Origin of the sequence: Enterobacter cloacae complex sp. P29RS (assembly GCF_014893445.1) — a bacterium.
Lineage (GTDB): Bacteria > Pseudomonadota > Gammaproteobacteria > Enterobacterales > Enterobacteriaceae > Enterobacter > Enterobacter intestinihominis.
Genome location: NZ_JADBPZ010000029.1, coordinates 41810 through 66147 on the forward strand (window position 1 = coordinate 41810; position 24338 = coordinate 66147).

Annotated in this window: 19 protein-coding genes; 10 read left to right on the forward strand and 9 right to left on the reverse strand. The window is 57.2% G+C overall.

Features of this window, described 5'->3' with window-relative positions; translation table 11 throughout:
• The 3 genes from selB to IM282_RS19510 all read right to left on the reverse strand — a co-directional run bounded on the left by selB (position 1) and on the right by IM282_RS19510 (position 3933).
• Positions 1-1839 (reverse strand): selenocysteine-specific translation elongation factor, encoded by a 1839-nt coding sequence (gene selB / locus IM282_RS19500; RefSeq protein ID WP_063149495.1) that lies wholly within the window; start codon positions 1837-1839, stop codon positions 1-3.
• Positions 1836-3221 (reverse strand): L-seryl-tRNA(Sec) selenium transferase, encoded by a 1386-nt coding sequence (gene selA / locus IM282_RS19505; RefSeq protein WP_063152806.1) that lies wholly within the window; start codon positions 3219-3221, stop codon positions 1836-1838. The genes selB and selA overlap by 4 nt, the downstream gene beginning before the upstream one ends.
• A gap of 103 nt (positions 3222-3324) precedes the next feature.
• Positions 3325-3933 (reverse strand): glutathione S-transferase, encoded by a 609-nt coding sequence (locus IM282_RS19510; protein WP_063148427.1) that lies wholly within the window; start codon positions 3931-3933, stop codon positions 3325-3327.
• Between the two features lie 436 nt (positions 3934-4369).
• Here IM282_RS19510 and IM282_RS19515 point away from each other — a divergent pair, with 436 nt between their 5' ends.
• The 4 genes from IM282_RS19515 (at position 4370) to IM282_RS19530 (ending at position 8536) form a co-directional block, all read left to right on the forward strand.
• Positions 4370-6277 carry a PTS mannitol transporter subunit IICBA gene (locus IM282_RS19515; protein WP_022649761.1) on the forward strand — a complete coding sequence of 636 codons (1908 nt, stop codon included), beginning with the start codon at positions 4370-4372 and terminating at the stop codon, positions 6275-6277.
• A gap of 87 nt (positions 6278-6364) precedes the next feature.
• A complete protein-coding gene (mtlD, locus tag IM282_RS19520) occupies positions 6365-7528 on the forward strand; it encodes a mannitol-1-phosphate 5-dehydrogenase (protein WP_192970745.1) in 1164 nt (387 codons plus the stop codon).
• Positions 7525-8115, forward strand: coding sequence for a mannitol operon repressor MtlR (gene mtlR / locus IM282_RS19525; protein ID WP_022649763.1), 591 nt, complete (start codon positions 7525-7527; stop codon positions 8113-8115). The genes mtlD and mtlR overlap by 4 nt, the downstream gene beginning before the upstream one ends.
• Positions 8116-8173: 58 nt before the next feature.
• On the forward strand, positions 8174-8536 hold the full coding sequence (locus IM282_RS19530) for a YibL family ribosome-associated protein (RefSeq protein ID WP_022649764.1): 363 nt from the start codon (positions 8174-8176) through the stop codon (positions 8534-8536).
• A gap of 31 nt (positions 8537-8567) precedes the next feature.
• Here the strand turns inward: IM282_RS19530 and IM282_RS19535 are convergent, their stop codons facing one another.
• Genes IM282_RS19535 through IM282_RS19550 form a run of 4 tightly spaced genes read right to left on the reverse strand, consistent with a single transcriptional unit; the run spans position 8568 to position 13443 of the window.
• The gene (locus tag IM282_RS19535; RefSeq protein ID WP_022649765.1) at positions 8568-9662 is read right to left on the reverse strand and encodes a fimbrial protein; all 1095 of its coding nucleotides are present in this window, start codon (positions 9660-9662) and stop codon (positions 8568-8570) included.
• 9 nt (positions 9663-9671) lie between these two features.
• Positions 9672-12152 (reverse strand): fimbria/pilus outer membrane usher protein, encoded by a 2481-nt coding sequence (locus IM282_RS19540; protein ID WP_022649766.1) that lies wholly within the window; start codon positions 12150-12152, stop codon positions 9672-9674.
• Between the two features lie 4 nt (positions 12153-12156).
• Positions 12157-12831: a molecular chaperone gene (locus IM282_RS19545; protein ID WP_022649767.1), complete on the reverse strand. Its 675-nt coding sequence runs from the start codon at positions 12829-12831 to the stop codon at positions 12157-12159.
• Positions 12832-12861: 30 nt separating this feature from the next.
• Entirely contained in the window at positions 12862-13443 is a 582-nt protein-coding gene (locus IM282_RS19550) for a fimbrial protein (RefSeq protein WP_032621994.1), read from the reverse strand.
• A 1099-nt stretch (positions 13444-14542) separates the two neighbouring features.
• Between IM282_RS19550 and lldP the strand changes: the two genes are divergently transcribed.
• The 5 genes from lldP (at position 14543) to trmL (ending at position 20192) form a co-directional block, all read left to right on the forward strand.
• Positions 14543-16198, forward strand: a complete 1656-nt coding sequence (gene lldP / locus IM282_RS19555; RefSeq protein WP_022649769.1) for an L-lactate permease — start codon at positions 14543-14545, stop codon at positions 16196-16198.
• Positions 16195-16968 carry a transcriptional regulator LldR gene (gene lldR / locus IM282_RS19560; RefSeq protein ID WP_023298877.1) on the forward strand — a complete coding sequence of 258 codons (774 nt, stop codon included), beginning with the start codon at positions 16195-16197 and terminating at the stop codon, positions 16966-16968. Before lldP ends, lldR begins: the two co-directional genes overlap by 4 nt.
• On the forward strand, positions 16965-18152 hold the full coding sequence (gene lldD, locus IM282_RS19565) for an FMN-dependent L-lactate dehydrogenase LldD (RefSeq protein ID WP_022649770.1): 1188 nt from the start codon (positions 16965-16967) through the stop codon (positions 18150-18152). Before lldR ends, lldD begins: the two co-directional genes overlap by 4 nt.
• Before the next feature lie 179 nt (positions 18153-18331).
• A complete protein-coding gene (locus tag IM282_RS19570; protein ID WP_022649771.1) occupies positions 18332-19672 on the forward strand; it encodes an aromatic acid/H+ symport family MFS transporter in 1341 nt (446 codons plus the stop codon).
• A 46-nt stretch (positions 19673-19718) separates the two neighbouring features.
• On the forward strand, positions 19719-20192 hold the full coding sequence (trmL, locus tag IM282_RS19575) for a tRNA (uridine(34)/cytosine(34)/5-carboxymethylaminomethyluridine(34)-2'-O)-methyltransferase TrmL (RefSeq protein ID WP_022649772.1): 474 nt from the start codon (positions 19719-19721) through the stop codon (positions 20190-20192).
• A gap of 36 nt (positions 20193-20228) precedes the next feature.
• Here the strand turns inward: trmL and ilvC are convergent, their stop codons facing one another.
• On the reverse strand, positions 20229-21704 hold the full coding sequence (gene ilvC, locus IM282_RS19580; protein WP_157508573.1) for a ketol-acid reductoisomerase: 1476 nt from the start codon (positions 21702-21704) through the stop codon (positions 20229-20231).
• A gap of 152 nt (positions 21705-21856) precedes the next feature.
• On the opposite strand from ilvC, the gene ilvY reads away from it, so the two are divergent.
• Positions 21857-22747, forward strand: coding sequence for an HTH-type transcriptional activator IlvY (gene ilvY, locus IM282_RS19585; protein ID WP_017382574.1), 891 nt, complete (start codon positions 21857-21859; stop codon positions 22745-22747).
• 45 nt (positions 22748-22792) lie between these two features.
• Here the strand turns inward: ilvY and ilvA are convergent, their stop codons facing one another.
• Positions 22793-24337, reverse strand: coding sequence for a threonine ammonia-lyase, biosynthetic (gene ilvA / locus IM282_RS19590; protein WP_100148853.1), 1545 nt, complete (start codon positions 24335-24337; stop codon positions 22793-22795).
• Position 24338 lies beyond the last annotated feature (1 nt).

Consider the following 24338-nt stretch of genomic DNA (forward strand, 5'->3'; position numbering starts at 1 on the left):
TTACGGAAATAACTGCGCGTCGCGTAGCACATGGTCATTGCCACGACGACGCGTAAACCCGATGCGGTTGAAATACTCCAGGATCTGAATCGCCAGTTTGCGTCCTACGTTCAGCCGATCGCGGAAGTCTGCGGCGCAGGTTGATCCGCGCGCCTGATCCAGCTCCCGGATCAGGTTCGCAAACGCAACGATCCGATCGTTGCGGTAATAACGATCTTTCACGATCGCCACAATCATGCCCTGCTGCGCCGCATGCCGCAGTACCTGACGCATCAGCTGCTCATCGGTATTGGTTTCACGCGCCAGATCGCGCACCCACCAGGGTTCATCGCCAAACAGCGCCGCCACTTTTTGCCAGACCGCGTCCTGCTCAGCGGTAAAACCGGCCTTGTGTTCCGGCAGGTGCAGCCAGCCGTGATGACTTGCAATCACGCCGCTTTCACGCATGTTTTCAATCAGCAACAGCACCAGCGCGTCGTCTTCCATGGGCAACGCCATACGCCGCAGACGTTCACGGCCCGGACCGGGCTCATCCTGATGCTGTTCATGATAGGTCGCCAGCGTGCTCAACACTTTACGCTGCCAGCGCGCCGCCACCGGCGCGTTCAGCAGGCTGTTGCCAGCCTGAATAAAACCCGGCTCCTGCGTCAGAAGACGCAATCCTTCACCGCTGAGCTGGCGCGCCCAGGCGAACGCAGCCAGATCCACCGCACCACGCTCAAGGTGGATATCTAACGCAGACTTGTCGTCACGGGCCTGGGCCAGCGAGGCCAGCCACGCTAAATACTCGGGCTTACGCTTGCCGCGACGGGGCGGATTCAGCATCACCACGCGGGCGCCCGCCAGGGTTTCGCGCGCGGAGATGTCGCGCAGAACCAGGCGGTCGTTATCCGCCAGCCAGAGCGGGGAGTCGAACACCAGTTCGGCGAGATCGTTTTCCAGCAGCGACACGCGTCCGGTGATGTGGCTGGCCGCGTGATGGATATGCAGCGGCTGCCACTGGGTCAGCGGCGTGTGGGTCTGTAGAGAAACGATAATCCGTTCAGAAGGCTCCGGCGGCGCGTCGGCCAGCAGCCAGTCGCCGCGGTTAAGCTGGTCTTTTTCGGCATCACCAGCAATATTCAGCGCGATACGCTGCCCGGCGTGGGCCTGTTCCACCGGCTGGTTTTGCGCGTGAAGCCCGCGCACGCGCATGGGTTTGTTCACGCCCGTCAGCCACAGGGTATCGCCCACGTTAACTTCGCCACTCAGCGCGGTACCCGTCACCACCAGCCCAGCCCCTTTCACGGTAAACGCCCTGTCGATCGCCAGACGGAAGCGGTGATGGCTGGCATGCTCACGAGACGGGATCTGCTGCAAATGGTCGCGAAGAGCGTCGATACCGCGGCCTTCTGTCGCCACGGTGACAAACAGAGCGGCATCCTTAAAACCGTATTCACTCAGCGCCGCCAGTACCTCTTCACGCACCTCGTTGATACGCGGCTCATCCACACGGTCCGCTTTGGTAAGGGCGACGGTCAACTGCGGGTTTCCCGTCAGTTGCAGGATCGCCAGATGCTCGCGCGTTTGCGCCATCACCCCGTCATCGCACGCGACAACCAGCAGAGCGTGATCGATCCCGCCCACGCCCGCGAGCATATTGGAAAGAAACTTCTCGTGGCCGGGCACATCGATAAAGCCCAGCACGCGACCGTCGGGCTGTGGCCAGTAGGCGTAACCCAGGTCAATGGTCATGCCGCGCTTTTTCTCTTCCGGCAGGCGATCGGCATTCACGCCCGTAATGGCCTGCAATAACGTGGTTTTGCCGTGGTCAACGTGACCGGCGGTGGCAATAATCATTTCAACATCATCTCCAGAAACCGCCCTTCATCTTCCAGGCAGCGTAAATCCAGCCACATACGACCATCACCGATCCGGCCAATCACTGGCGTCGGTAATGCACGCCAGCGCGCCGACAGCGCCTCAAGCTGGCTTCCGCGTCCGTCGCGCGGGGTGAACGTCAGCGCTTCGCTCGGTAACCTGTCCACGGGCAGCGAGCCGCTGCCAATTTGCGACAGGCAAGGCTCGATACGAACTTCAAACTCAGGGTAATGAGGAGCAACCTGCGGCAGTAGCGCTTCCGCCCGCGCGCGAACAGAGGCTTCATCACGGCTCAGCAAACGCAACGTGGGCAGGCGGTCAGCCAGTTTCTCCGGGTGGAGATAGAGCCGCAGCGTGGCTTCCAGCGCGGCCAGCGTCATTTTATCGGCACGCAGGGCACGCTTCAGTGGGTGCTGCTGTAGCTGCGCAATCAGCTCGCGCTTGCCGACGATAATCCCCGCCTGCGGCCCGCCCAGCAGTTTATCGCCGGAGAAACTGACCAGGCTTACGCCCGCAGCAACCATTTCCTGCACCATTGGCTCTTTCGGCAGACCGTACTGGCGCATATCCACCAGCGACCCGCTGCCGAGATCGGCAATCACCGGCACGTTTAGCTCGCGCCCTATGGCGGTCAGTTCGGCCTCTTCCACCGTTTTGGTGAACCCCTCAATGTGGTAATTACTGGTATGCACTTTCATCAGCAGGGCAGTGTTTTCATTCACCGCCGCGCGATAATCTTTTGCATGGGTACGGTTGGTTGTGCCCACTTCATGCAGCGTGCAGCCCGCCTGGCGCATGACATCCGGAATACGAAACGCCCCGCCGATCTCCACCAGCTCGCCGCGAGAGACGACAACCTCTTTTCCGCTCGCGGTGGCCGCCAGCATTAACAGCACCGCCGCCGCGTTGTTATTCACAATGCAGGCATCTTCCGCGCCGGTGATCTGGCAGAGAAGATCCGCCAGCGCGCGATCGCGATGCCCGCGCCCGGCGCCGTCCAGATCGTACTCCAGCGTCACCGGCGAGCGCATGGCCCGGGTGACGGCCTCTATCGCTTCTTCTGCCTGCTGTGCCCGGCCCAGATTGGTGTGCAGAACCGTGCCCGTCAGGTTAATAACCGGGCGCAACGCGCTTTGCGCGTGCTTGCTCAGCCTCCATTCAACTTCCTGCGCCCATGCCTCGCACCAGCCGGGTAGCGCGTTTTCAGCCTGGATATGGCGACGCGCATCGTCCTGAAGCTGGCGTAGCATGTCGACCGTTGCAGTATGGCCAAACTGCTCCAGCACCGCAGTGATGCGCGGATCACGAAGCAGACGATCGGTAGCGGGGATCTGGCTGTAGAGGGAATGATGAGTAGTCATGAATGCGCCTGGCGAGTAAATATCTTCCCCCCTCCCGACGGGAGAGGGAGTTAACATGTGGGGGGATTGTACCGCCTCCCGCCAGGAAGTGTTATAACCCGCATCAAGCCTTTGGTGGTTCAGTCCGGGCGAAACTTTCGCGCTGGAAGAGCGTCTCCGCCAGTTTGACCAGCAGCGGACGATCCACGCACCAGCCCGGCGAGACGCGGCGGAAATTGAGGTAGCCAATGGCGCAGGCGATGGCGATCGTCGCCAGATTCAGGCTATCGCTCTGAATTTTCCCCTCGCGGATCAGCTGTTCGCACATATCCAGGCTGCGGCTGATTTTTTCGCGCTGGCGCAGCAGCTCATTTTCTGACTGCTGGGCGGCGGGCCTTGCCTGCTCGCGTACGGACGTTAATGCCGCATCCATAATGCCATCCGCCAGGGCTTCAATTTGCTTCATCGCCAGCGCTGCTTTTGGATCCGCCGGCAGCATGGCTGGCGCAACGCCAAGCAGCTCGATGTACTCCGCAATGATCGGGGAATCAAACCAGTAGTCGCCCTCGTCCGTTACCAGCGCCGGGACTTTCCCCAGCGGGTTGTACTGCGCAACGCCGTTCTCTGCGTTGTACGGTTGTTCATTTACGAATTCAAATTCAATCCCTTTCTCCAGCAGGAGAATCGAAATCTTACGCACGAAAGGACTGGTATAACTGCCGATGAGTTTCATTGCTTATCCTTAATGCCCATAAAGAGGTCAGTATGGATCAAGCCGTGAAAAAAGGCAGGTGTACGTATCGCATTCCTGCCGTGAGGGGATACGGGAGAAATCTGCATAAAAATATTTTGTGAATCAAATCACAATCTGGAAACAAACAACCAACTTAACATTGTGATATTAATCACAAAATAGCCCTCATTTTGGCGTAATTCTGAGCAATGTATTTTTTTTACACACCCATTATGTGATCGCGATCACTTCATTAATATCCTCACCCCCTACATTCATGTGATTCAGATCACACAAAATTCCGCTGTCTGGACAGTTGAACGATTCAGTGCCAGATTTCACAGCATCAGAACAGGGCCCGGCTACCTCTGCCGCCGCACATTAACGATAAACCTCGGGCCACAAGCCTAAGCGTAAACATAAGAAGGGGTGTTTTATGTCATCCGATTTCAAGATCAAAGTGCAAAGCTTTGGTCGTTTCCTCAGCAACATGGTGATGCCAAATATCGGCGCGTTTATCGCGTGGGGTATTATCACCGCATTATTTATTCCGACAGGGTGGTTGCCTAACGAAACGCTGGCGAAACTTGTTGGCCCAATGATTACGTACCTGCTGCCGCTGCTCATCGGTTATACCGGTGGTCGTCTGGTGGGCGGTGACCGTGGTGGTGTCGTGGGTGCCATCACAACCATGGGGGTGATTGTCGGTGCGGATATGCCGATGTTCCTCGGTGCGATGATTGCCGGTCCTCTGGGCGGCTGGGCGATCAAGAAATTTGACGTCTGGGTTGATGGCAAGATCAAATCCGGCTTCGAAATGCTGGTGAACAACTTCTCCGCGGGCATCATCGGGATGATCCTCGCGATTCTGGCGTTCCTCGGCATTGGCCCTGCGGTTGAAGTGCTCTCCAAGCTGCTGGCGGCGGGCGTTAACTTCATGGTGGCGCACGACATGCTGCCGCTGGCGTCTATCTTCGTTGAACCGGCGAAAATCCTGTTCCTGAACAACGCCATCAACCACGGTATCTTCTCACCGCTGGGTATCCAGCAGTCACACGATCTCGGCAAGTCCATCTTCTTCCTGATTGAAGCGAACCCGGGTCCGGGTATGGGCGTTCTGCTGGCATACATGTTCTTTGGTCGCGGCAGCGCGAAACAGTCTGCTGGCGGCGCGGCGATCATTCACTTCCTGGGCGGTATTCACGAAATTTACTTCCCGTATGTGCTGATGAACCCACGTCTGATCCTGGCCGTTATCCTTGGCGGTATGACCGGCGTGTTCACCCTGAGCGTACTGGGCGGTGGTCTGGTGTCTCCTGCTTCTCCAGGCTCTATTCTGGCGGTGCTGGCGATGACCCCGAAAGGCGCCTACTTCGCGAACATCGCGGCGATCTGTGCGGCCATGGCCGTCTCCTTCGTGGTCTCCGCTATCCTGCTGAAAACCAGCAAGGTGAAAGAAGACGACGATATCGAAGCGGCAACCCGTCGTATGCATGACATGAAAGCCGAATCCAAAGGCGCAACGCCGCTGGCGGCGGGTGATGTCTCTAACGACCTGAGCCACGTACGTAAAATTATCGTGGCCTGTGATGCCGGTATGGGTTCCAGCGCAATGGGTGCGGGCGTGCTGCGTAAGAAAGTGCAGGATGCGGGTCTGACCAACATCTCCGTGACCAACAGCGCGATTAACAACCTGCCGCCGGACGTTGACCTGGTGATCACGCACCGCGATCTGACCGAGCGCGCCATGCGTCAGGTGCCGCAGGCGCAGCACATTTCCCTGACCAACTTCCTCGACAGCGGCCTGTACACCAGCCTGACCGAACGTCTGGTTGCGGCCCAGCGCCATGAAGATAACGAAGTGAAGGTGCGCACCAGCCTGCAAGACAGCTTCGACGAGAGCAACGCGCATCTGTTCAAACTGGGCGCAGAAAACATCTTCCTTGGCCGCACGGCGACCAATAAAGAAGAGGCCATTCGCTTCGCCGGTGAGCAGCTGGTGAAAGGCGGCTACGTTCAGCCGGAATACGTTGAGGCGATGCTGGAGCGTGAAAAGCTGACCCCAACCTACCTGGGTGAATCCATCGCGGTTCCGCACGGTACGGTTGAAGCGAAAGACCGCGTGCTGAAAACCGGCGTGGTGTTCTGTCAGTATCCTGATGGCGTGCGCTTCGGTGAAGAAGAGGACGACATCGCCCGTCTGGTGATTGGTATCGCCGCTCGCAACAACGAGCATATCCAGGTGATTACCAGCCTGACCAACGCGCTGGATGACGAAACGGTTATTGAGCGTCTGGCCAACACCACCAGCGTTGAAGAAGTTCTGGCTCTGCTTAACAAGTAACAGCGCCTCTTCCCTCTCCCCCCGGGGAGAGGGCTAGGGTGAGGGGGAAAACGTTCCTCACCCCAGCCCTCTCGGGTAAAAACATTGATGAAGGTTAACACTATGAAAGCATTACATTTTGGCGCAGGTAATATCGGACGTGGCTTTATCGGTAAACTGCTGGCAGACGCAGGCATTACCCTGACATTCGCCGATGTGAATCAGGTGGTTCTGGATGCCCTGAATGCGCGTCATAGCTATCAGGTTCACGTAGTGGGTGAAAACGAACAGGTTGAAACGGTCTCTGGCGTCAACGCGGTAAGCAGCATTGGCGACGACGTGATTGACCTCATCGCGAGCGTTGATCTGGTCACCACAGCCGTGGGTCCGGTGGTGCTTGAGCGTATCGCCCCGGCGATCGCGAAAGGCCTGGCGAAGCGTAAAGCACAAGGCGTTGAAACGCCGCTGAACATCATCGCCTGTGAAAACATGGTGCGCGGCACCACGCAGCTGAAAGGCCACGTTCTGGCCGCTGTGGCTGAGGAAGATAAAGCCTGGGTTGAAGCGCACGTTGGTTTTGTGGATTCCGCCGTTGACCGCATCGTTCCGCCATCAGAATCCGCCACCAACGACCCGCTGGAAGTGACGGTGGAAACCTTCAGCGAATGGATCGTTGATAAAACTCAGTTTAAAGGCGCGCTACCGACCATTCCGGGAATGGAATTAACCGATAATCTGATGGCATTTGTCGAACGTAAACTCTTCACGCTGAACACCGGGCATGCTATAACCGCGTACCTCGGGAAATTGGCCGGTCATCAGACGATTCGTGACGCGATCCTCGATGAGAACATCCGTGCGGTGGTCAAAGGGGCAATGGAAGAGAGCGGCGCGGTGCTGATCAAACGCTACGGTTTTGATGCTGATAAACACGCAGCATACATCCAGAAAATCCTCGGTCGTTTTGAAAACCCGTATCTGAAAGATGACGTTGAGCGCGTGGGTCGTCAACCGCTGCGTAAACTAAGCGCGGGTGACCGCCTGATTAAACCGCTGCTGGGCACGCTGGAATACGGTCTGCCGCACGCTAACCTGGTGAAGGGAATCGCTGCCGCAATGCACTACCGCAGCGAGCAGGACCCGCAGGCGATTGAGCTGGCTCAGCTGATTGATAACAAAGGCGCACAGGCTGCGCTGGCGCAGATTTCCGGTCTGGATGCCAACAGTGACGTGGTTGCGGAGGCGGTCAGCGCATACAACGCAACCAAATGATGCAGAGTCCGGCGCAGGTTAGCCTGCGCCCGAATAACAGATTGTCAGATATGCAGGCAATAATGGAACAAACCCAGGCCTTTGAAAATCGTGTGCTTGAGCGTCTGAATGCTGGCAAAACCGTACGAAGTTTCCTGATCGCCGCCGTCGAGCTGTTAACCGAGGCGGTGAACATTCTGGTGCTTCAGGTGTTTCGCAAAGACGACTACGCGGTAAAGTATGCTGTAGAACCGTTACTGGACGGAGACGGACCGCTGGGCGATTTATCGGTACGGCTGAAGCTGATTTACGGTCTTGGCGTGCTCAACCGTCAGGAGTATGAAGACGCCGAGCTGTTAATGGCGCTGCGCGAAGAGCTCAATCATGACGGCAATGAGTACACCTTCACCGATGATGAGATACTCGGGCCCTTCGGCGAACTGCACTGCGTAGCCGCGCTCCCTCCCGCACCTCATTTTGATGACAGCGACCCTGAGCTGTACATGATGCAAAAGCTGCGTTATCAACAAGTTGTCCGCTCCACCATGGTGCTTTCCCTGACTGAGCTGATTTCTAAAATCAGCTTAAAAAAAGCGTTTCAGAAGTAAGCCCGCACACATTGGTGTATCCTTCCCTGTAAATTCCCCGTTTTCAGAGTTATTTGTCATGAAAGAAGTCGAAAAGAACGAAATTAAACGCCTGAGCGACCGTCTGGATCTGATCCGCCATCAGATGGCTGGCCTCTCCCTTGTTGATTCCGCCGAGAAATATGCCGAGCTGGAAAAAGAGTCCGTGAAGCTGGAGGCGGAAATTGAGCGCCTGCGCGATGTGAAAGGCCAGAAGCTGAGTAAAGAGGCGCAGAAGCTGATGAACATGCCGCATCGCCGCGCGATCACCAAAAAAGAGCAGGCCGACATGGGCAAGCTGAAGAAAAGCGTCCGTGGCCTGGTGGTGGTGCACCCGATGACTGAGCTTGGCCGCGAAATGGGCCTGAAAGAGATGACGGGTTTTAGTAAGACCGCGTTCTGATCGCTCTCCCCTGCCGCTGCGCAGGGGAAACTCAGTTGTAAATCAGGTTAAACGTGGCCATCGCATCCGCTTTTCCCGCCGTTACGTTCTCTTCCGTCTGAATGTAATGCGCATCAAACCAGAAGGTCTGCGTCTGGTTATCCCCCACCTGGCCAAGCGCTGACACCTGCGGGGTGTTCCACGATACCACCTGCCCCTGAACCGAACCGGTATTGTCACCGTAAAGCAGTTCGATCCCGACACCGCTGGCGCTATCCTCCTGCTTCGTCAACGCCAGCGCCCGATCGTTGCCCGGCGTGGTATCGCCAAAGAAACCCATCTTAACCGCCGTGTTATTTTCACAGGTCACCGGAATGCTGAAGCGTCCGCCTCCGGCACGGGAGCCGATGCCGTGAAATTCACGCTGGCTCACGCTCCCCATGGGAACAAGAATGCTGCGAGAGCCCACTGAGCAGCTGGTACGCCTGACGGTGAAGCTGGCGAGATGAATCTGTACTGGTGTCGCCACGTTGGTGGCGCTGGCTTGATTTTCTCCCGCCTGCAATATCAGCGATCCGACATTTTGCTCCTGGGAGTTGGCGTTATCGTCAGGCATGGGGCTGGTCGTCGGGATTTTGTAAAACACCACCCAGAACTGCAATTTATACGTTGGGGCGCTGGCAAAGGCAGGATTCTGTGAGGCATCGCAGATACGCCGGGACTCGTTGCCGTCTACCGGGCTGGTGCCGTCAATATACTGTACGGCATCCGCACCACAGTACTGCTGCTCGCGGAACCCGAGCGCGTAGCCGATGCCGTCAATCTGGGTTTTGTAGACGTGCCGCGACGCACCGTCTTCCCCCACCACGGTGCCGACGGGGTTATCCAGCTCGACAAATCCGATACTACGCCAGGGGTCACTACCGCCATCACAGTTGTAGAAGTCTTGCCCGGTAGACTGTATCGGCGCGGAAACCGGCGTCCAATCCGCGGTGCCGGGAGCATATCCAATGGCGTAGGGTACCTGGACAACCCACTGATCGCGCGTGGTGCGGCAGGGCGAGGCCTGAGCGTGCGCATGAAAACTCAGCATGCCAAAAAGCGAAAGAAGGCTCAGATAGAAAAACCAGTGAATAAAGTGACGCATGATATTCCTCTAGTGGCACTCAAGAGACAGCGTAGCGATGCCGGGGGCCATATGAGCTTTCCCCAGTCTGAAAGGTGTCTGGCATTGCTGCTGCTCCCCGTTTTCATACCAGGTGACGCGCAGGGTGCCGCGCTCGGGTACTCCGCTCAGGTAGGCCTGACCGCCGTCAGCGACCATGCTTCGGTTTGCAGAATGGCGGTTCTGCTCCACCACTTCAGCCTGCGCGCCAAACGGCAACGGTTCGCCGTGGTAGCGCAGGGAAAACAGAACGCGATAACCAATGTGGGTTGTGTAATTGGCCAGCACCACGGCGCCGCTGGTGGGAATGAGCGTCAGACCGCTTTGCTCAATGTCGACGTTCTCACCCAGCGTCGCCGTATCAAGGCTGACGGTATTTTTGCGATACGCCGAGAGCGTTGGCATGACCGCATAGCCGCGGCTGTCGGTATGGATCCCGTTGTAGCCCTCCGGCTCAACGTTCGCCGCGCCGGGCACGCGCAGCAGGGCGACGGTATCGCCCAGCGGCTGGCTAAGCGTGACGCCATACTGCGTGGCGACAACGCCTCCGGCGAGTCCAAGACTCGCGTTGCTACCGTTTCGGCTGTGGTCATAACCGAGGCTGACGTTGCCGTAGCCACCGTTGTATTGCAGCGCCAGGCTGGTGCTGTCGGCCTCTCCCTCACTGGTCTTACTCTGCTGAACGCTGTAATTCAGGTTGCGGTTCGCCAGCGCGCTGCCGTTGAGTGACACCTGCTGCGTGGTCATCCCACGATTGTTGTGGTTGGCGTAGTAACTGACCGAACTGCCCGGCAGCCAGTTGCCAAGCGGAACATTGACGTTAAACGATACGGTGCGATCGGGATGCTGCTCAAGCGCTGAGTCGGTGTAGTCATACCCCGCGCCCCAGGAAATACCCCGCCAGCTGGTGTACCAGCCAATGTGGATGGTTTTATCCTGCCCGGACGTATGCCAGTAATCCTGCATCCATGCCGAGACGCTGAGGCTGCCGAACTGACCCAGCGTCTGTGAAAAAGTGACCTGCGAGCGGCTACGGCGATTATTGAGTTGCAGCTGTTGGCTGTCAGACTGATTCAGTTCACTAAATTCGTAGTAATTGCGCGAGGCATAGCGATAGCTCGCCAGGTTGAAGGCGGTGCCGGTAGCGCTGAAATCTTTCTGGTACTGAATGCGCCACGCCTGTCCCATCGCGCTTTTGCCGTCGGGTAAACGGCTTTTTGCCAGCGTATCGTCAATACCCAGCGAGCCAAATGCGCCAAACCCTCTGCCTACGCCAATTGCACCGGCCTGATAGTTGCTCGCCGTACGAAAGCCGCCATACACCGTCATCCTGGAGAGCAGACCGTAGAAGAAAGCGCCTTCAACAAATTCGGGCGAACGCGCATCACCGGAGCCGGAGTGAAATCGTCCTGCATTGAGACTGTATTTCAGGCTGCCCTGGCGTCGCATAAACGGCACCGCAGAATAGGGCTGGGTAAAGACGCGCGTAGAGCCGTCACTTTCCGTGACCGTAACCTGTAGATCGCCACTTTGTGCGCCCGGAAACAGATCGTTAATGATAAATGGCCCGGCGGCCACCCAGGTTTCATAGATCACATAGCCATTTTGCGAAACGGAGACTTTAGCGAAGCTGTGTGCGACGCCGCGGATGGTTGGTGCGAAGCCGCGCTGGCTGTCGGGCAACATGCTTTCGCTTGATGAGAGCTGTACCCCGCGAAACGCCACGCTATCGAAGACGTCGCCTGCGGTCCAGGCATCACCGATCCGTAGCTGGCTGTTAAGACGGCGAATATCCCGGGTCAGCCAGCTACTTTGCGACTGAAAATGGTCGCCGCCCGCGTCGCTGTGGCTCCAGGCCGAGGTGTTACGCAGCCGCCACGCCCCCAGATTGATGCCGTTACGCAGGCTCAGATAGCTGGATGTTGTGACCCCGCTCTGATGACGGGCCTGACCGCCCGACAGACTGTAATCAGTAAATGCCGCCGGGATACCATCGTCCCACTGCGACTGCGGCACGTAGCCACGGCTGCGGTGTTTCATTGCCGCCTGCGGCAGGCTGAGAAAGAGACGCTGCTGGTTGAAATCATAAGAGGTTCGCGCTGCCGGAATAAAATCCTCGAGGTGCGTGAACGTTTCTCCCTCCTGCAACCGGGAGAATGCAGGAATGGCCCCTACATTTACGCCAAGCGCTTCCAGCAGCGATACGCTAAAAACGGGTTGCAGGCTGCCTTTCTCATTGACGAAGGTGATCTCCTGATGCCGCTCCTCGCGTCCGTTAATCTCCAGCGTCACGAGCCAGGTGCCTGGCATCTGCCCGCCCTTTTCAGAGAAATAGTGCAGATCCGCCGTTTTCTGTTCAGTAGAGGAAAGCTCCAGCGCGGCGGGATCAAAGTAATCCTCGGCCATCCCCGTGCGGCTGAAGCTAAGCAGCAACACCGAAAGCGGCGCGTAACAAAACAGGCGAAAAGGCATGGTCTTAAAGAGGCTGGGTGTGGGTGGCGGTGATGGCACCAAAATCATTAATAGCCGACCAGCTTACGCCCCCGGAGGCGGACACAGGCCATTCCCGGGTTTCCCCTGGACCGATCATGCCCGGCTGCTCAATTTTATGCCCGCCAACGGTCAGACGATAAAAAGAGACGTAGTATGGCGTCGGGTTAGCGGCCTTAAGCCCTTTTCCCGTTCGCGAAAACGTTATTTTCTGCCAGGCCGTGGCGGCGTCCCCTTTCAGGTTGTCCGGGCGGTAGAAGATTTTAAATTTCGATTTGACGTTTACCTGTAATTCGTTGCTGCTCTCTTTTGGCTTTGGCGCTATCGCTTTAATATCGAGCCAGAATACAGATTCACGATCTGTGGGCAGCGGAGCGCCGGTATATTGAATACGCAGCGTGTTGGTCTGCTCCGGATCAAGTCTGAACAGAGGTGGCGTGACAATAAATGGCGCAGCGTTATTTTTATCCGGCCCATCGCCTTCAACCCACGACTGAATAAGATAGGGAACCGCACTTTCCATATTAGAAACAGAAAATGCCACCTCCTTGCTGTTTTGCGGGTATACGATCCGTGTTCCCCCCATTACAACGCCAGCGGAAACTGACGCAGAACTAACCATTAATGCAGTGAGCATAATATACGATAAACGTTTCATCATTATTATCTCTGGAGGTGGCTGACAGTGAAATCAGTTATAAACCATCAGGAAGTTGGATACGGCGTTAACATCGCCGGCGTTGATTTCCGTGCCATCTTTGTCAAGTGCGGCATAGAAAGTTAATTCAGCATTGCCTTGATCATCCGGTGCGGTTGTTTCAGATACCGTACCCGGTTTAATCGCGGTGCTGCGATCGCTGTTATAAAGCTTCACGCCGACACCCGTCGCCATACCTTCACCCGGCGTAACCTGAAGCAGTGTGTCATTCACCGTATCTTTGGTTCCGTCAAACAGTACCGCAACCGATTCAACCGTCTCCGGGCAGTTTTCCACGTTGATTTTGAACTCGCGCGGCGTCGTTTCGTTGTGATCGTCAAAGTAGCTTTTTGCCCACGCCCCAAGGTCTACCGTTTTGTTTTTAGAGGCCGGAGTAATATCACAGGAAATAAGGGTAATCTTCCCGGTAAAATTGATCACCCCGCCCGTACTTTGCGAACCCGCACCGGTATCCAGAGAAGCATTAACGCCAGAATCACTGCTTGCCAGTACTGATTGAGAAGATAACAGCAGCCCCGCCGCGGCAATCGCCAGCGCCACATTTTTGATTTTCATTTGGAACACTTTCCCCTCTGTAAATTAAACAGATATAGATTTGTTGTACCAGGTACAATAACCGCTATAAGGATTTAAAAACGCCACCGAAAGGTTTTTAGCAGAATGGGTGACGCGACCTTATAGAATAAAGCAGGGTCCATCCCATGGTGATAATCCGTATATTTTCAGAAGGCCATACACAGATATCCTTCAACTGAGGAATGACTTCTGGCCGAAAATAACACTGAATACGTTGTGGTTAGTAATAAATTTAAAATCTTCTGTTACGTTGCTTCTGAATAAATAGTAAATCAAATGCCTTTTAACGTCTACGCATTGAAAAGCAATATGCCGCGTCTGTAAACACTCAGAAATTAACACTCAACTAACAAATTTAACCCCTTTCGATTGCCATAATAATTATTAATCTGCTTTTAATACCGCAACTAAATTACAAGAGAGTTAACTGATCATTGTTTGATCAATTTATTTCAGAATATTATTAGCCAAAAAATGTCTGTTCAGCGCAAAATTCTTACCCTTTATCCTGAAAAACCGCAATTGAACAGGATATTTCCTTATCGATCATCAATTGATCGTTTGTAATACACTGTTAAAATCTATATGTGAAATTTACCTTAATTAAAATTTTTTGCTACAGCTTAGATTTCGCATTTTTAACCAAAAAAAATTTTTATTTATAGGAAATATATCACTCTGCTCACACATATACAGCTTCTCAAAAACACAAATAAAACAAACAAACCTCATTCAATTCACGCAATATTATCACCTCTCCTTTTTATATAACCTCTTTTACGCGCCGTATCTGCTTAAAAGGCGAATGTAAGGCTCTCCACCTGACCACCGCTCCCAACGCACACGGTGATTTGATTTTGCGGGTTTGGTCCTACCAATCACGCACAAAGCTATCCATCGTTCACAATTTCGATGCTCCACTTCACAAAACAATTGCTGAATAGCAACACTTGGTTAACCATTTGTTGTCATTAACCCTACATCACAATATTGGAAGGACCACTTTTACACTAAGTGTGACGCAGAGATGAGCAGAGACTCACCCGACGAACACCTGTGTGGTCCTCAGGAGACCTGCATGAGCCTCTGGCAACAAAACTACGATCCGGCCGGAAATATCTGGCTGTCGAGCCTGATCGCATCGCTACCGATCCTGTTTTTCTTCTTTGCGCTGATTAAGCTCAAGCTGAAGGGCTACCTCGCCGCGACGTATACCGTTGCCATCGCCCTGATGGTGGCGTTGTTCTTTTACAAAATGCCGGTCGATCGCGCGCTGGCCTCCGTCGTCTATGGCTTCTTCTACGGCCTGTGGCCGATTGCGTGGATCATCATCGCCGCCGTCTTTGTCTACAAAATCTCGGTCAAAACCGGGCAGTTCGACATTATTCGCTCGTCGATTCTCTCCATCACGCCGGACCAGCGTTTGCAGATGCTGATCGTCGGCTTCTCCTTCGGAGCATTTCTGGAAGGGGCGGCAGGATTCGGCGCACCGGTGGCCATCACCGCCGCCCTGCTGGTCGGTCTGGGCTTTAACCCGCTGTATGCCGCTGGCCTGTGCCTGATTGTGAATACCGCCCCGGTGGCGTTTGGCGCGATGGGCATTCCTATTCTGGTGGCGGGCCAGGTGACCGGGCTGGACAGCTTCGAGATCGGCCAGATGGTGGGCCGCCAGCTGCCGTTCCTGACCATTATCGTGCTGTTCTGGATCATGGCGATTATGGACGGCTGGCGCGGCGTGAAGGAGACCTGGCCTGCGGTGATGGTAGCGGGCGGCTCGTTCGCCATTGCCCAGTATCTCAGCTCCAACTTCCTCGGCCCGGAACTGCCGGACATCATCTCTTCCCTGGTGTCGCTGGTCTGTCTGACGCTGTTCCTGAAACGCTGGCAGCCGGTACGTATCTTCCGCTTTGCTGACATGGGCGCATCGCACGTGGATCAGACGCTGGCGCGCACCGGCTATACCGCCGGACAGATTGTACGCGCATGGTCACCATTCCTGTTCCTGACCGCCACCGTGACGCTGTGGAGCATTCCGCCGTTTAAGGCCCTGTTCGCCCCGGGCGGCGCGCTGTACGACATGGTGATTAATATCTCCGTGCCGTTCCTCGACAAGATGGTCGCTCGTATGCCGCCGGTGGTACACGACGCCACGCCGTATGCGGCAGTGTTTAAGTTCGACTGGTTCTCAGCCACCGGCACGGCGATCCTGTTTGCCGCTATCCTTTCCGTAGTGTGGCTGCGCATGAAGCCTGCCGCCGCGGTGCAGACCTTTGCGGCGACGATTAAAGAGCTGATGCTGCCGATTTACTCCATCGGCATGGTGCTGGCGTTCGCGTTTATTTCGAACTACTCCGGCCTGTCGTCGACGCTGGCGTTAGCGCTGGCGCATACCGGCCACGCGTTTACCTTCTTCTCGCCGTTCCTCGGCTGGCTGGGGGTGTTCCTGACCGGTTCAGATACGTCATCTAACGCCCTGTTTGCCGCCCTACAGGCCACAGCCGCGCAGCAGATTGGCGTCTCGGACGTGCTGCTGGTCGCCGCGAACACCACCGGCGGCGTGACCGGGAAGATGATCTCACCGCAGTCCATCGCCATTGCCTGTGCCGCGGTGGGGCTGGTAGGCAAAGAGTCGGATCTGTTCCGCTTTACCGTTAAACACAGCCTGATATTTACCTGCATGGTGGGCGTGATCACCACATTGCAGGCCTATGTCTTAACCTGGATGATTCCATGATAGTGATGCCCAGACGCCTGTCCGACGAGATTGCCACTCGCGTACGGGCGCTGATAGAAGAACAACAGCTGGAAGCGGGCATGAGATTGCCCGCCGAGCGTCAGCTTGCCGCCCAGCTTGGCGTGTCGCGCAATTCACTGCGCGAGGCGCTGGCGACGCTGGTCAGCGAAGGGGTGCTGCTGAGCCGTCGAGGCGGCGGCACCTTCGTGCGCTGGCAGCATGACGACTGGTCCGAACAAAACATCGTGCAGCCGCTTAAGACGCTGATGGAAAACGACCCGGACTACAGCTTTGACATCCTCGAAGCGCGTCACGCCATCGAAACCAGCACCGCGTGGCACGCGGCGATGCGGGCAACCGAGGCCGACAAAGAGAAGCTCAAAGCCTGCTTTGAGGCCACGCAAAGCAGCGACCCGGACATCGCCTCCCAGGCGGACGTGCGTTTTCACCTCGCGATTGCCGAGGCCTCGCACAACGTGGTTCTGCTGCAAACCATGCGCGGGTTCTTCGACCTGCTGCAATCCTCCGTGAAGCAGAGCCGCCAGCGCATGTATCTGGTGCCGCCGGTATTTGCCCAACTGACCGAACAGCACGAGGCGGTGCTCAACGCCATTCTGGCCGGTGATGCCGAGGCCGCGCGCAAGGCGATGATGGCGCATCTCGGCTTCGTGCATACCACCATTAAACGATTCGATGAAGATCAGGCCCGACAGGCGCGTATTACCCGTCTGCCTGGCGAGAGTGATATTTCCAGGGAGAACAAAGCATGATTATTTCCGCAGCCAGTGACTATCGCGCCGCGGCACAGCGCATTTTGCCGCCATTCCTGTTCCACTACATTGACGGCGGGGCGTACGCCGAATATACCCTGCGCCGCAACGTGGAGGACCTGTCGGAAGTGGCCCTGCGCCAGCGCGTGCTGAAGAATATGTCTGACCTGAGCCTTGAGACGAAGCTGTTTAACGAGACGCTCTCCATGCCGGTGGCGCTTGCGCCCGTCGGCTTATGCGGCATGTATGCCCGCCGGGGCGAAGTGCAGGCCGCCGCCGCAGCAGATGCCAAAGGCATTCCGTTTACCCTTTCCACCGTGTCCGTCTGCCCGATTGAAGAGGTCGCCCCGACCATCAAGCGCCCGATGTGGTTCCAGCTCTACGTCCTGCGCGATCGCGGCTTTATGCGTAACGCGCTGGAGCGCGCCAAAGCGGCAGGCTGCTCAACGCTGGTCTTTACCGTCGATATGCCGACGCCCGGCGCCCGCTACCGTGATGCGCACTCCGGCATGAGCGGTCCGAACGCCGCGATGCGCCGCTACTGGCAGGCGGTGACGCACCCTCAGTGGGCGTGGGATGTCGGCGTGAATGGCCGTCCGCACGATCTGGGCAATATTTCGGCCTACCTGGGTAAACCGACCGGGCTGGAAGATTACATCGGCTGGCTGGCGAACAACTTCGATCCATCCATCTCCTGGAAAGACCTGGAGTGGATCCGCGAATTCTGGGACGGCCCGATGGTGATCAAAGGGATCCTCGATCCGGAAGATGCGCGCGACGCGGTGCGTTTTGGTGCCGATGGGATCGTGGTCTCTAACCATGGTGGCCGCCAGCTTGACGGGGTGCTCTCCTCCGCCCGCGCCCTGCCAGCCATTGCCGATGCGGTGAAAGGCGATATTGCGATTCTGGCCGACAGCGGCATCCGTAACGGGCTGGACGTGGTACGCATGATTGCCCTGGGCGCAGACAGTGTGCTGCTGGGCCGTGCTTACCTGTACGCGCTGGCCACCAGCGGCCAGGCGGGCGTGGCGAATCTGCTGAACCTGATCGAGAAAGAGATGAAGGTGGCGATGACCCTTACCGGTGCGAAAACAATCGGTGAAATCAGCAAAGACTCTCTGGTGCAGGAGCTCAGTAAGCTGCCTGCGGCGCTGGCCCCCCTTTCTCAAGGAAACGCGGCCTGATATCCCCCGGTTAGCCTCCCCTTCTTCCGCGCCCGGCTTTACCCTCGGGCGCTTTTTTTGTTGAAAATAACACCTGCGTAACATTCTGGATAAGAAAATTTGACACAACCCGCCCTCCGCAATTGTATAGACAAGCAAATACAAGAACACAAAAACAACATCACATCGGAGGGGAACGTATGACGTATTCAGGTCGGGTGGATATTCAGCAGGTGATCGATGAGAGTCCTTTTTCAGGGTTTCACTGGCTTCTTATTGTGCTGGGCTTTCTGGTGCTGGCGATCGATGGTTTCGATACCGCAGCGATGGGTTACATTGCGCCTACGCTGTCGGCGGAGTGGGGAATACATAAACAGGATCTGGGGCCGGTGTTGAGTGCGGCGCTACTGGGGCTGTCGCTGGGAGCTCTTATTGCAGGTCCGGTATCGGACCGTATGGGACGCAAGCGCGTACTGGTCTTTTCATGCCTGTTCTTCGGCCTGGCGAGCCTGGGCACGGCCTGGGCGCAAAGTCTGAATACCCTGACGCTGTGGCGATTTCTGACCGGTCTCGGGCTGGGCGCCGCGATGCCTAACGCCATCACGCTGATCTCAGAGTTTGCCCCCCAGCGCTGCCGCGCCATGGCAATTAACACGATGTACTGCGGCTTTCCGCTGGGTGCGGCGGGCGGCGGGGCGATCTCGTCCTGGCTTATCCCTCACCATGGCTGGCGAAGCGTACTGCTGACCGGCGCGATTGCGCCGCTGATTTTAACGGTGCTGCTGGCGCTGCTGTTGCCGGAGTCGGTGAAGTTTCTGGTGCAGCGAGGGAAAGACGTCGCGCAGGTTCGCCGCATCGCCAGCCGGTTCGCCCGCAGCACGCTGGATAGCGTCACAGGCTTTTTCCTGGCGGAGGAGAAGGTCGCGTCGAAAAAAGGCAGCGTGTCGCAGCTGTTTTCCATGCCCTGGCTGCCCGGCACCCTGATGCTGTGGGTCACCTACTTTATGGGACTGGTGATTTATTACGTCCTGCTGAGCTGGATGCCAACGCTGATGCAGGGGATGGGGTATGCGCTGGCGGAATCCGCCTGGCTCACCTCGCTGTTCACCTTCGGCGGCACCGCTGGCATTCTGCTCGCGGGCTGGATGATGGACCGCTGGGAAGCGCACAAGGTGGTCGCGTGTGGTTTCGTGCTGACGATGGGCCTGATTCTTTTACTCGGCATTGAGCATAATCATATCGCCCTGTTTGGCGGGTTAATCTTCCTGATGGGGATCGCGATGAACGGCGCGCAGTCGGGGATGCAGACCCTGGCCGCCACCTTTTACCCTACCGAGTGCCGCGCGACGGGTATCGCCTGGATGCAGGGGATCGGCCGCTTCGGCGGCGTGGCGGGCACCATGACCAGCGCCCAGCTTCTTTCCATGCAGTGGCAGGCGGACAGTATTTTGATGATCCTCAGCGTGCCTGCTCTCGTGGCCGCGGCGGCAACCGTCTACAAAATGCTGTATAGCCGCTCGCAGGAGCCGGGCGTCGCCTAGTCCCTCTCTTTTCTGCTATTCTGCCCCCCGCAATTAAGGGGGCAGCATGCTTAACATCGTCTTATTCGAACCAGAAATCCCACCCAATACCGGCAATATCATCCGCCTGTGCGCCAACACCGGTTTTCGTCTGCACATCATTGAGCCGATGGGCTTTACGTGGGACGACAAACGTCTGCGCCGCGCGGGGCTGGACTACCATGAGTTTACTGCCGTCGTTCGTCATCACGATTACGCCGCGTTTCTGGACGCAGAGAAGCCGCAGCGCATGTTCGCCCTGACCACCAAAGGCACGCCAGCGCATAGCGCCGTAAGCTATCAGGACGGAGATTATCTGATGTTTGGTCCGGAAACCCGCGGCCTGCCGGCCACCATTCTGGATGCCCTGCCCGCTGAGCAAAAAATTCGTATTCCGATGATGCCGGACAGCCGCAGCATGAACCTGTCGAATGCGGTGTCGGTGGTGGTGTATGAGGCGTGGCGCCAGCTGGGTTATCCCGGCGCGATACTGCGTAGCTAAAACAGTTCGGGTGACTTGCGCCACCCGATTGTCTTTTTAGTCTGCTACTGCGATACGTTTCATATCGGTCATGTAGCCACGCAGTTTCTGGCCCACTTTCTCGATTTCGTGGCTGCGAATCGCTTCGTTTACGTCACGCAGCTGCGCGTTATCAACCGCACCTTCCGCAATCGCCTGGCCCAGATCGCCTGCTTGCAGGGTAGTCATGAACTCTTTCAGCAGCGGTACGCAGGCGTAAGAGAACAGATAGTTACCGTACTCGGCGGTATCGGAGATCACCACGTTCATCTCATACAGACGCTTACGGGCGATGGTGTTTGCGATCAGCGGCAGCTCGTGCAGCGATTCATAGTACGCAGATTCTTCAATGATGCCGGAATCCACCATGGTTTCGAACGCCAGCTCAACGCCCGCTTTCACCATCGCGATCATCAGTACGCCTTTATCGAAGTACTCCTGCTCGCTGATTTTACCCTCGAACTGTGGTGCCGTTTCGAACGCGGTTTTACCAGTCTCTTCGCGCCAGGTCAGCAGTTTCTTATCGTCATTCGCCCAGTCCGCCATCATGCCGGAAGAGAACTCGCCGGAGATGATGTCGTCCATGTGTTTCTGGAACAGCGGTGCCATGATGGTTTTCAGCTGTTCAGAGAGTGCGAACGCGCGCAGTTTTGCCGGATTGGACAGACGGTCCATCATCAGCGTAATGCCGCCCTGCTTCAGCGCTTCGGTGATGGTTTCCCAGCCGAACTGAATCAGTTTTTCCGCGTATGCCGGATCGGTGCCCTCTTCCACCAGCTTGTCGAAGCACAGCAGAGAACCAGCCTGGAGCATGCCGCACAGAATGGTCTGCTCGCCCATCAGGTCAGATTTCACTTCCGCAACGAAGGAAGATTCCAGTACGCCCGCACGATGGCCGCCGGTGGCCGCTGCCCAGGCTTTGGCAATCGCCATGCCTTCGCCTTTCGGATCGTTTTCCGGGTGAACGGCGATCAGCGTCGGTACGCCGAAACCACGTTTGTACTCTTCGCGCACTTCGGTGCCCGGGCACTTCGGTGCCACCATCACTACGGTGATGTCTTTACGGATCTGCTCGCCCACTTCAACGATGTTGAAGCCGTGGGAGTAACCCAGCGCAGCGCCGTCTTTCATCAGCGGCTGTACGGAACGCACAACGTCTGAGTGTTGCTTGTCTGGCGTCAGGTTAACCACCAGGTCCGCCTGCGGGATCAGCTCTTCGTAGGTACCTACTTTGAAGCCGTTTTCGGTCGCTTTACGCCAGGAAGCGCGCTTTTCAGCAATCGCTTCTTTGCGCAGGGCGTAGGAGATATCCAGCCCGGAGTCACGCATGTTCAGGCCCTGGTTCAGACCCTGTGCGCCACAGCCGACAATGACCACTTTTTTACCCTGAAGGTAGCTCGCGCCATCAGCAAATTCATCGCGCGCCATGAAGCGGCATTTGCCCAGCTGCGCCAGCTGCTGGCGCAAGTTCAGTGTATTAAAGTAGTTAGCCATGGGTGATACCTCGTGATGTTGTGTGTCTTATTGTTCGGTTCGCGTTTCAGCGAGAATGTACCCACATTACAACAGGAAATTTATTGCGGAAATTGATATATTCACAACGTCACATTGCAATTTATGCAATGTAAAAAGAGGGAGTGGAATCGGTGGATTTACGCGATCTGAAAATGTTCCTGCACCTGGCGGAAAGCCGTCACTTTGGCCGCAGCGCCCGGGCGATGCACGTCAGCCCTTCCACGCTGTCGCGCCAGATCCAGCGCCTTGAGGAAGACCTCGGCCAGCCGCTGTTCGTGCGCGATAACCGCACCGTCACCCTCACGGAAGCCGGTGAAGAGCTGCGCATCTTTGCCCAGCAAACCTTGTTGCAGTACCAGCAGCTGCGGCACACCATCGACCAGCAGGGGCCGTCGCTTTCCGGCGAGCTGCATATTTTCTGCTCCGTGACCGCCGCCTACAGCCATCTTCCCCCCATTCTCGACCGCTTCCGCGCGGAACATCCGTCGGTTGAAATTAAGCTCACCACCGGCGATGCCGCCGACGCGATGGAAAAAGTGGTCACGGGCGAAGCGGATCTCGCGATTGCCGGGAAGCCGGAAACCCTGCCGGGCGCGGTAGCGTTCTCAATGCTGGAGAATCTGGCGGTAGTACTGATTGCCCCGGCGCTGCCCTGCCCGGTGCGCAACCAGGTCTCGGTGGAGAAACCGGACTGGTCGACGGTGCCGTTTATCATGGCCGATCAGGGGCCGGTGCGCCGCCGCATTGAGCTGTGGTTCCGCCGCCAGAAAATCAGCAACCCGTCGATTTACGCCACGGTCGGCGGCCATGAGGCGATGGTGTCGATGGTGGCGCTCGGCTGCGGCGTGGCGCTGCTGCCAGAAGTGGTGCTGGAAAACAGCCCGGAGCCGGTGCGCAATCGCGTGATGATTTTAGAACGCAGCGACGAGAAAACGCCGTTCGAGCTAGGCGTGTGCGCACAAAAAAAGCGGCTGCATGAGCCGCTTATTGATGCGTTCTGGAAGATATTGCCGAACCACTAAAGCCGGGTGGCGCTGCGCTTACCCGGCCTACACGCAGCTCAACCCTTAGCCCGCGAGGAAGAAGCGGAACGCCGGGTTGTGGGTTTCGTCATGGCACTCATAGCCCAGCTCGTTCAGGCGCGTTTCGAAATCCGGCTCGTGCTCGCCCAGCTCGAACGCCGCCAGCACGCGGCCGTAGTCGGTGCCGTGGCTGCGGTAGTGGAACAGAGAAATGTTCCAGTGGGTGCCCAGCGTGTGCAGGAACTTGAGCAACGCGCCCGGCGATTCCGGGAACTCGAAGCTGAACAGGCGTTCCTTGAGCGGCTTGGATGGACGGCCACCGACCATGTAACGCACGTGCAGCTTCGCCATTTCGTCGTCGGAGAGATCGACCACGCTGTAGCCGCCGTCATGCAGCAGGCTGAGGATCTCTTTGCGCTCCTCCACGCCACGGCTCAGACGCACGCCGACAAAAATGCACGCATCTTTGGCATCGGCAAAGCGGTAGTTGAACTCCGTTACCGAACGGCCGCCCAGCAGCTGGCAAAACTTCAGGAAGCTGCCCTTCTCTTCCGGAATGGTCACCGCCAGCAGGGCTTCACGCTGCTCGCCCAGCTCACAGCGTTCGGACACGTAGCGCAGGCCGTGGAAGTTCACATTGGCGCCGGAAAGCACGTGCGCCAGACGCTCGCCGCGAATGTTGTGCTGGGCGATGTATTTCTTCATCCCCGCCAGCGCCAGCGCGCCGGACGGCTCCGCCACCGCACGCACATCCTCGAAGAGATCTTTCATCGCCGCGCAGATAGCGTCGCTGTCGACGGTGACGATATCGTCGAGATACTCCTGGCACAGACGGAACGTTTCATCGCCAATGCGCTTCACCGCCACGCCCTCGGCGAACAGCCCGACGCGCGGCAGATCCACCGGATGTCCGGCGTCCAGCGCCGCCTTCAGGCAAGCGGAGTCTTCCGCTTCAACCGCAATCACTTTGATCTGCGGCATTAGCTGTTTGATCAGCACCGCCACACCAGCGGCTAAGCCACCGCCGCCCACCGGGACGAAAACGCGGTCGAGATGGGCATCCTGCTGCAACAGTTCCAGCGCCAGCGTACCCTGCCCGGCAATCACCATCGGGTGATCGAACGGCGGGACCCAGGTGAAGCCCTGCTGCTGCGCCAGCTCAATCGCTTTGGCTTTCGCTTCGTCAAAATTCGCGCCGTGGAGCAGCACTTCGCCGCCGAACCCGCGCACCGCGTCGACTTTGATATCCGCCGTGGCAACCGGCATCACGATCAGCGCTTTCAGCCCTAAACGGGCCGCGGAGAACGCTACGCCCTGCGCGTGGTTGCCCGCCGACGCGGTAATGACGCCGCGCGCTTTCTGCTCATCCGTCAGCCCGGCCATCATCGCGTAGGCGCCGCGCAGCTTGAAGCTGTGCACCGGCTGCCTGTCTTCGCGCTTCACCAGAATGACGTTGTCGAGGCGCGAGGAGAGTTTGTCCATTTTTTGCAGGGGCGTGACCTGCACGGCTTCATAGACCGGCGCGCGCAGCACCGCTCTCAGGTATTCCGCCCCCTCGGGGGCGGCGGATAAGGGTTGTGACTCGGCCATC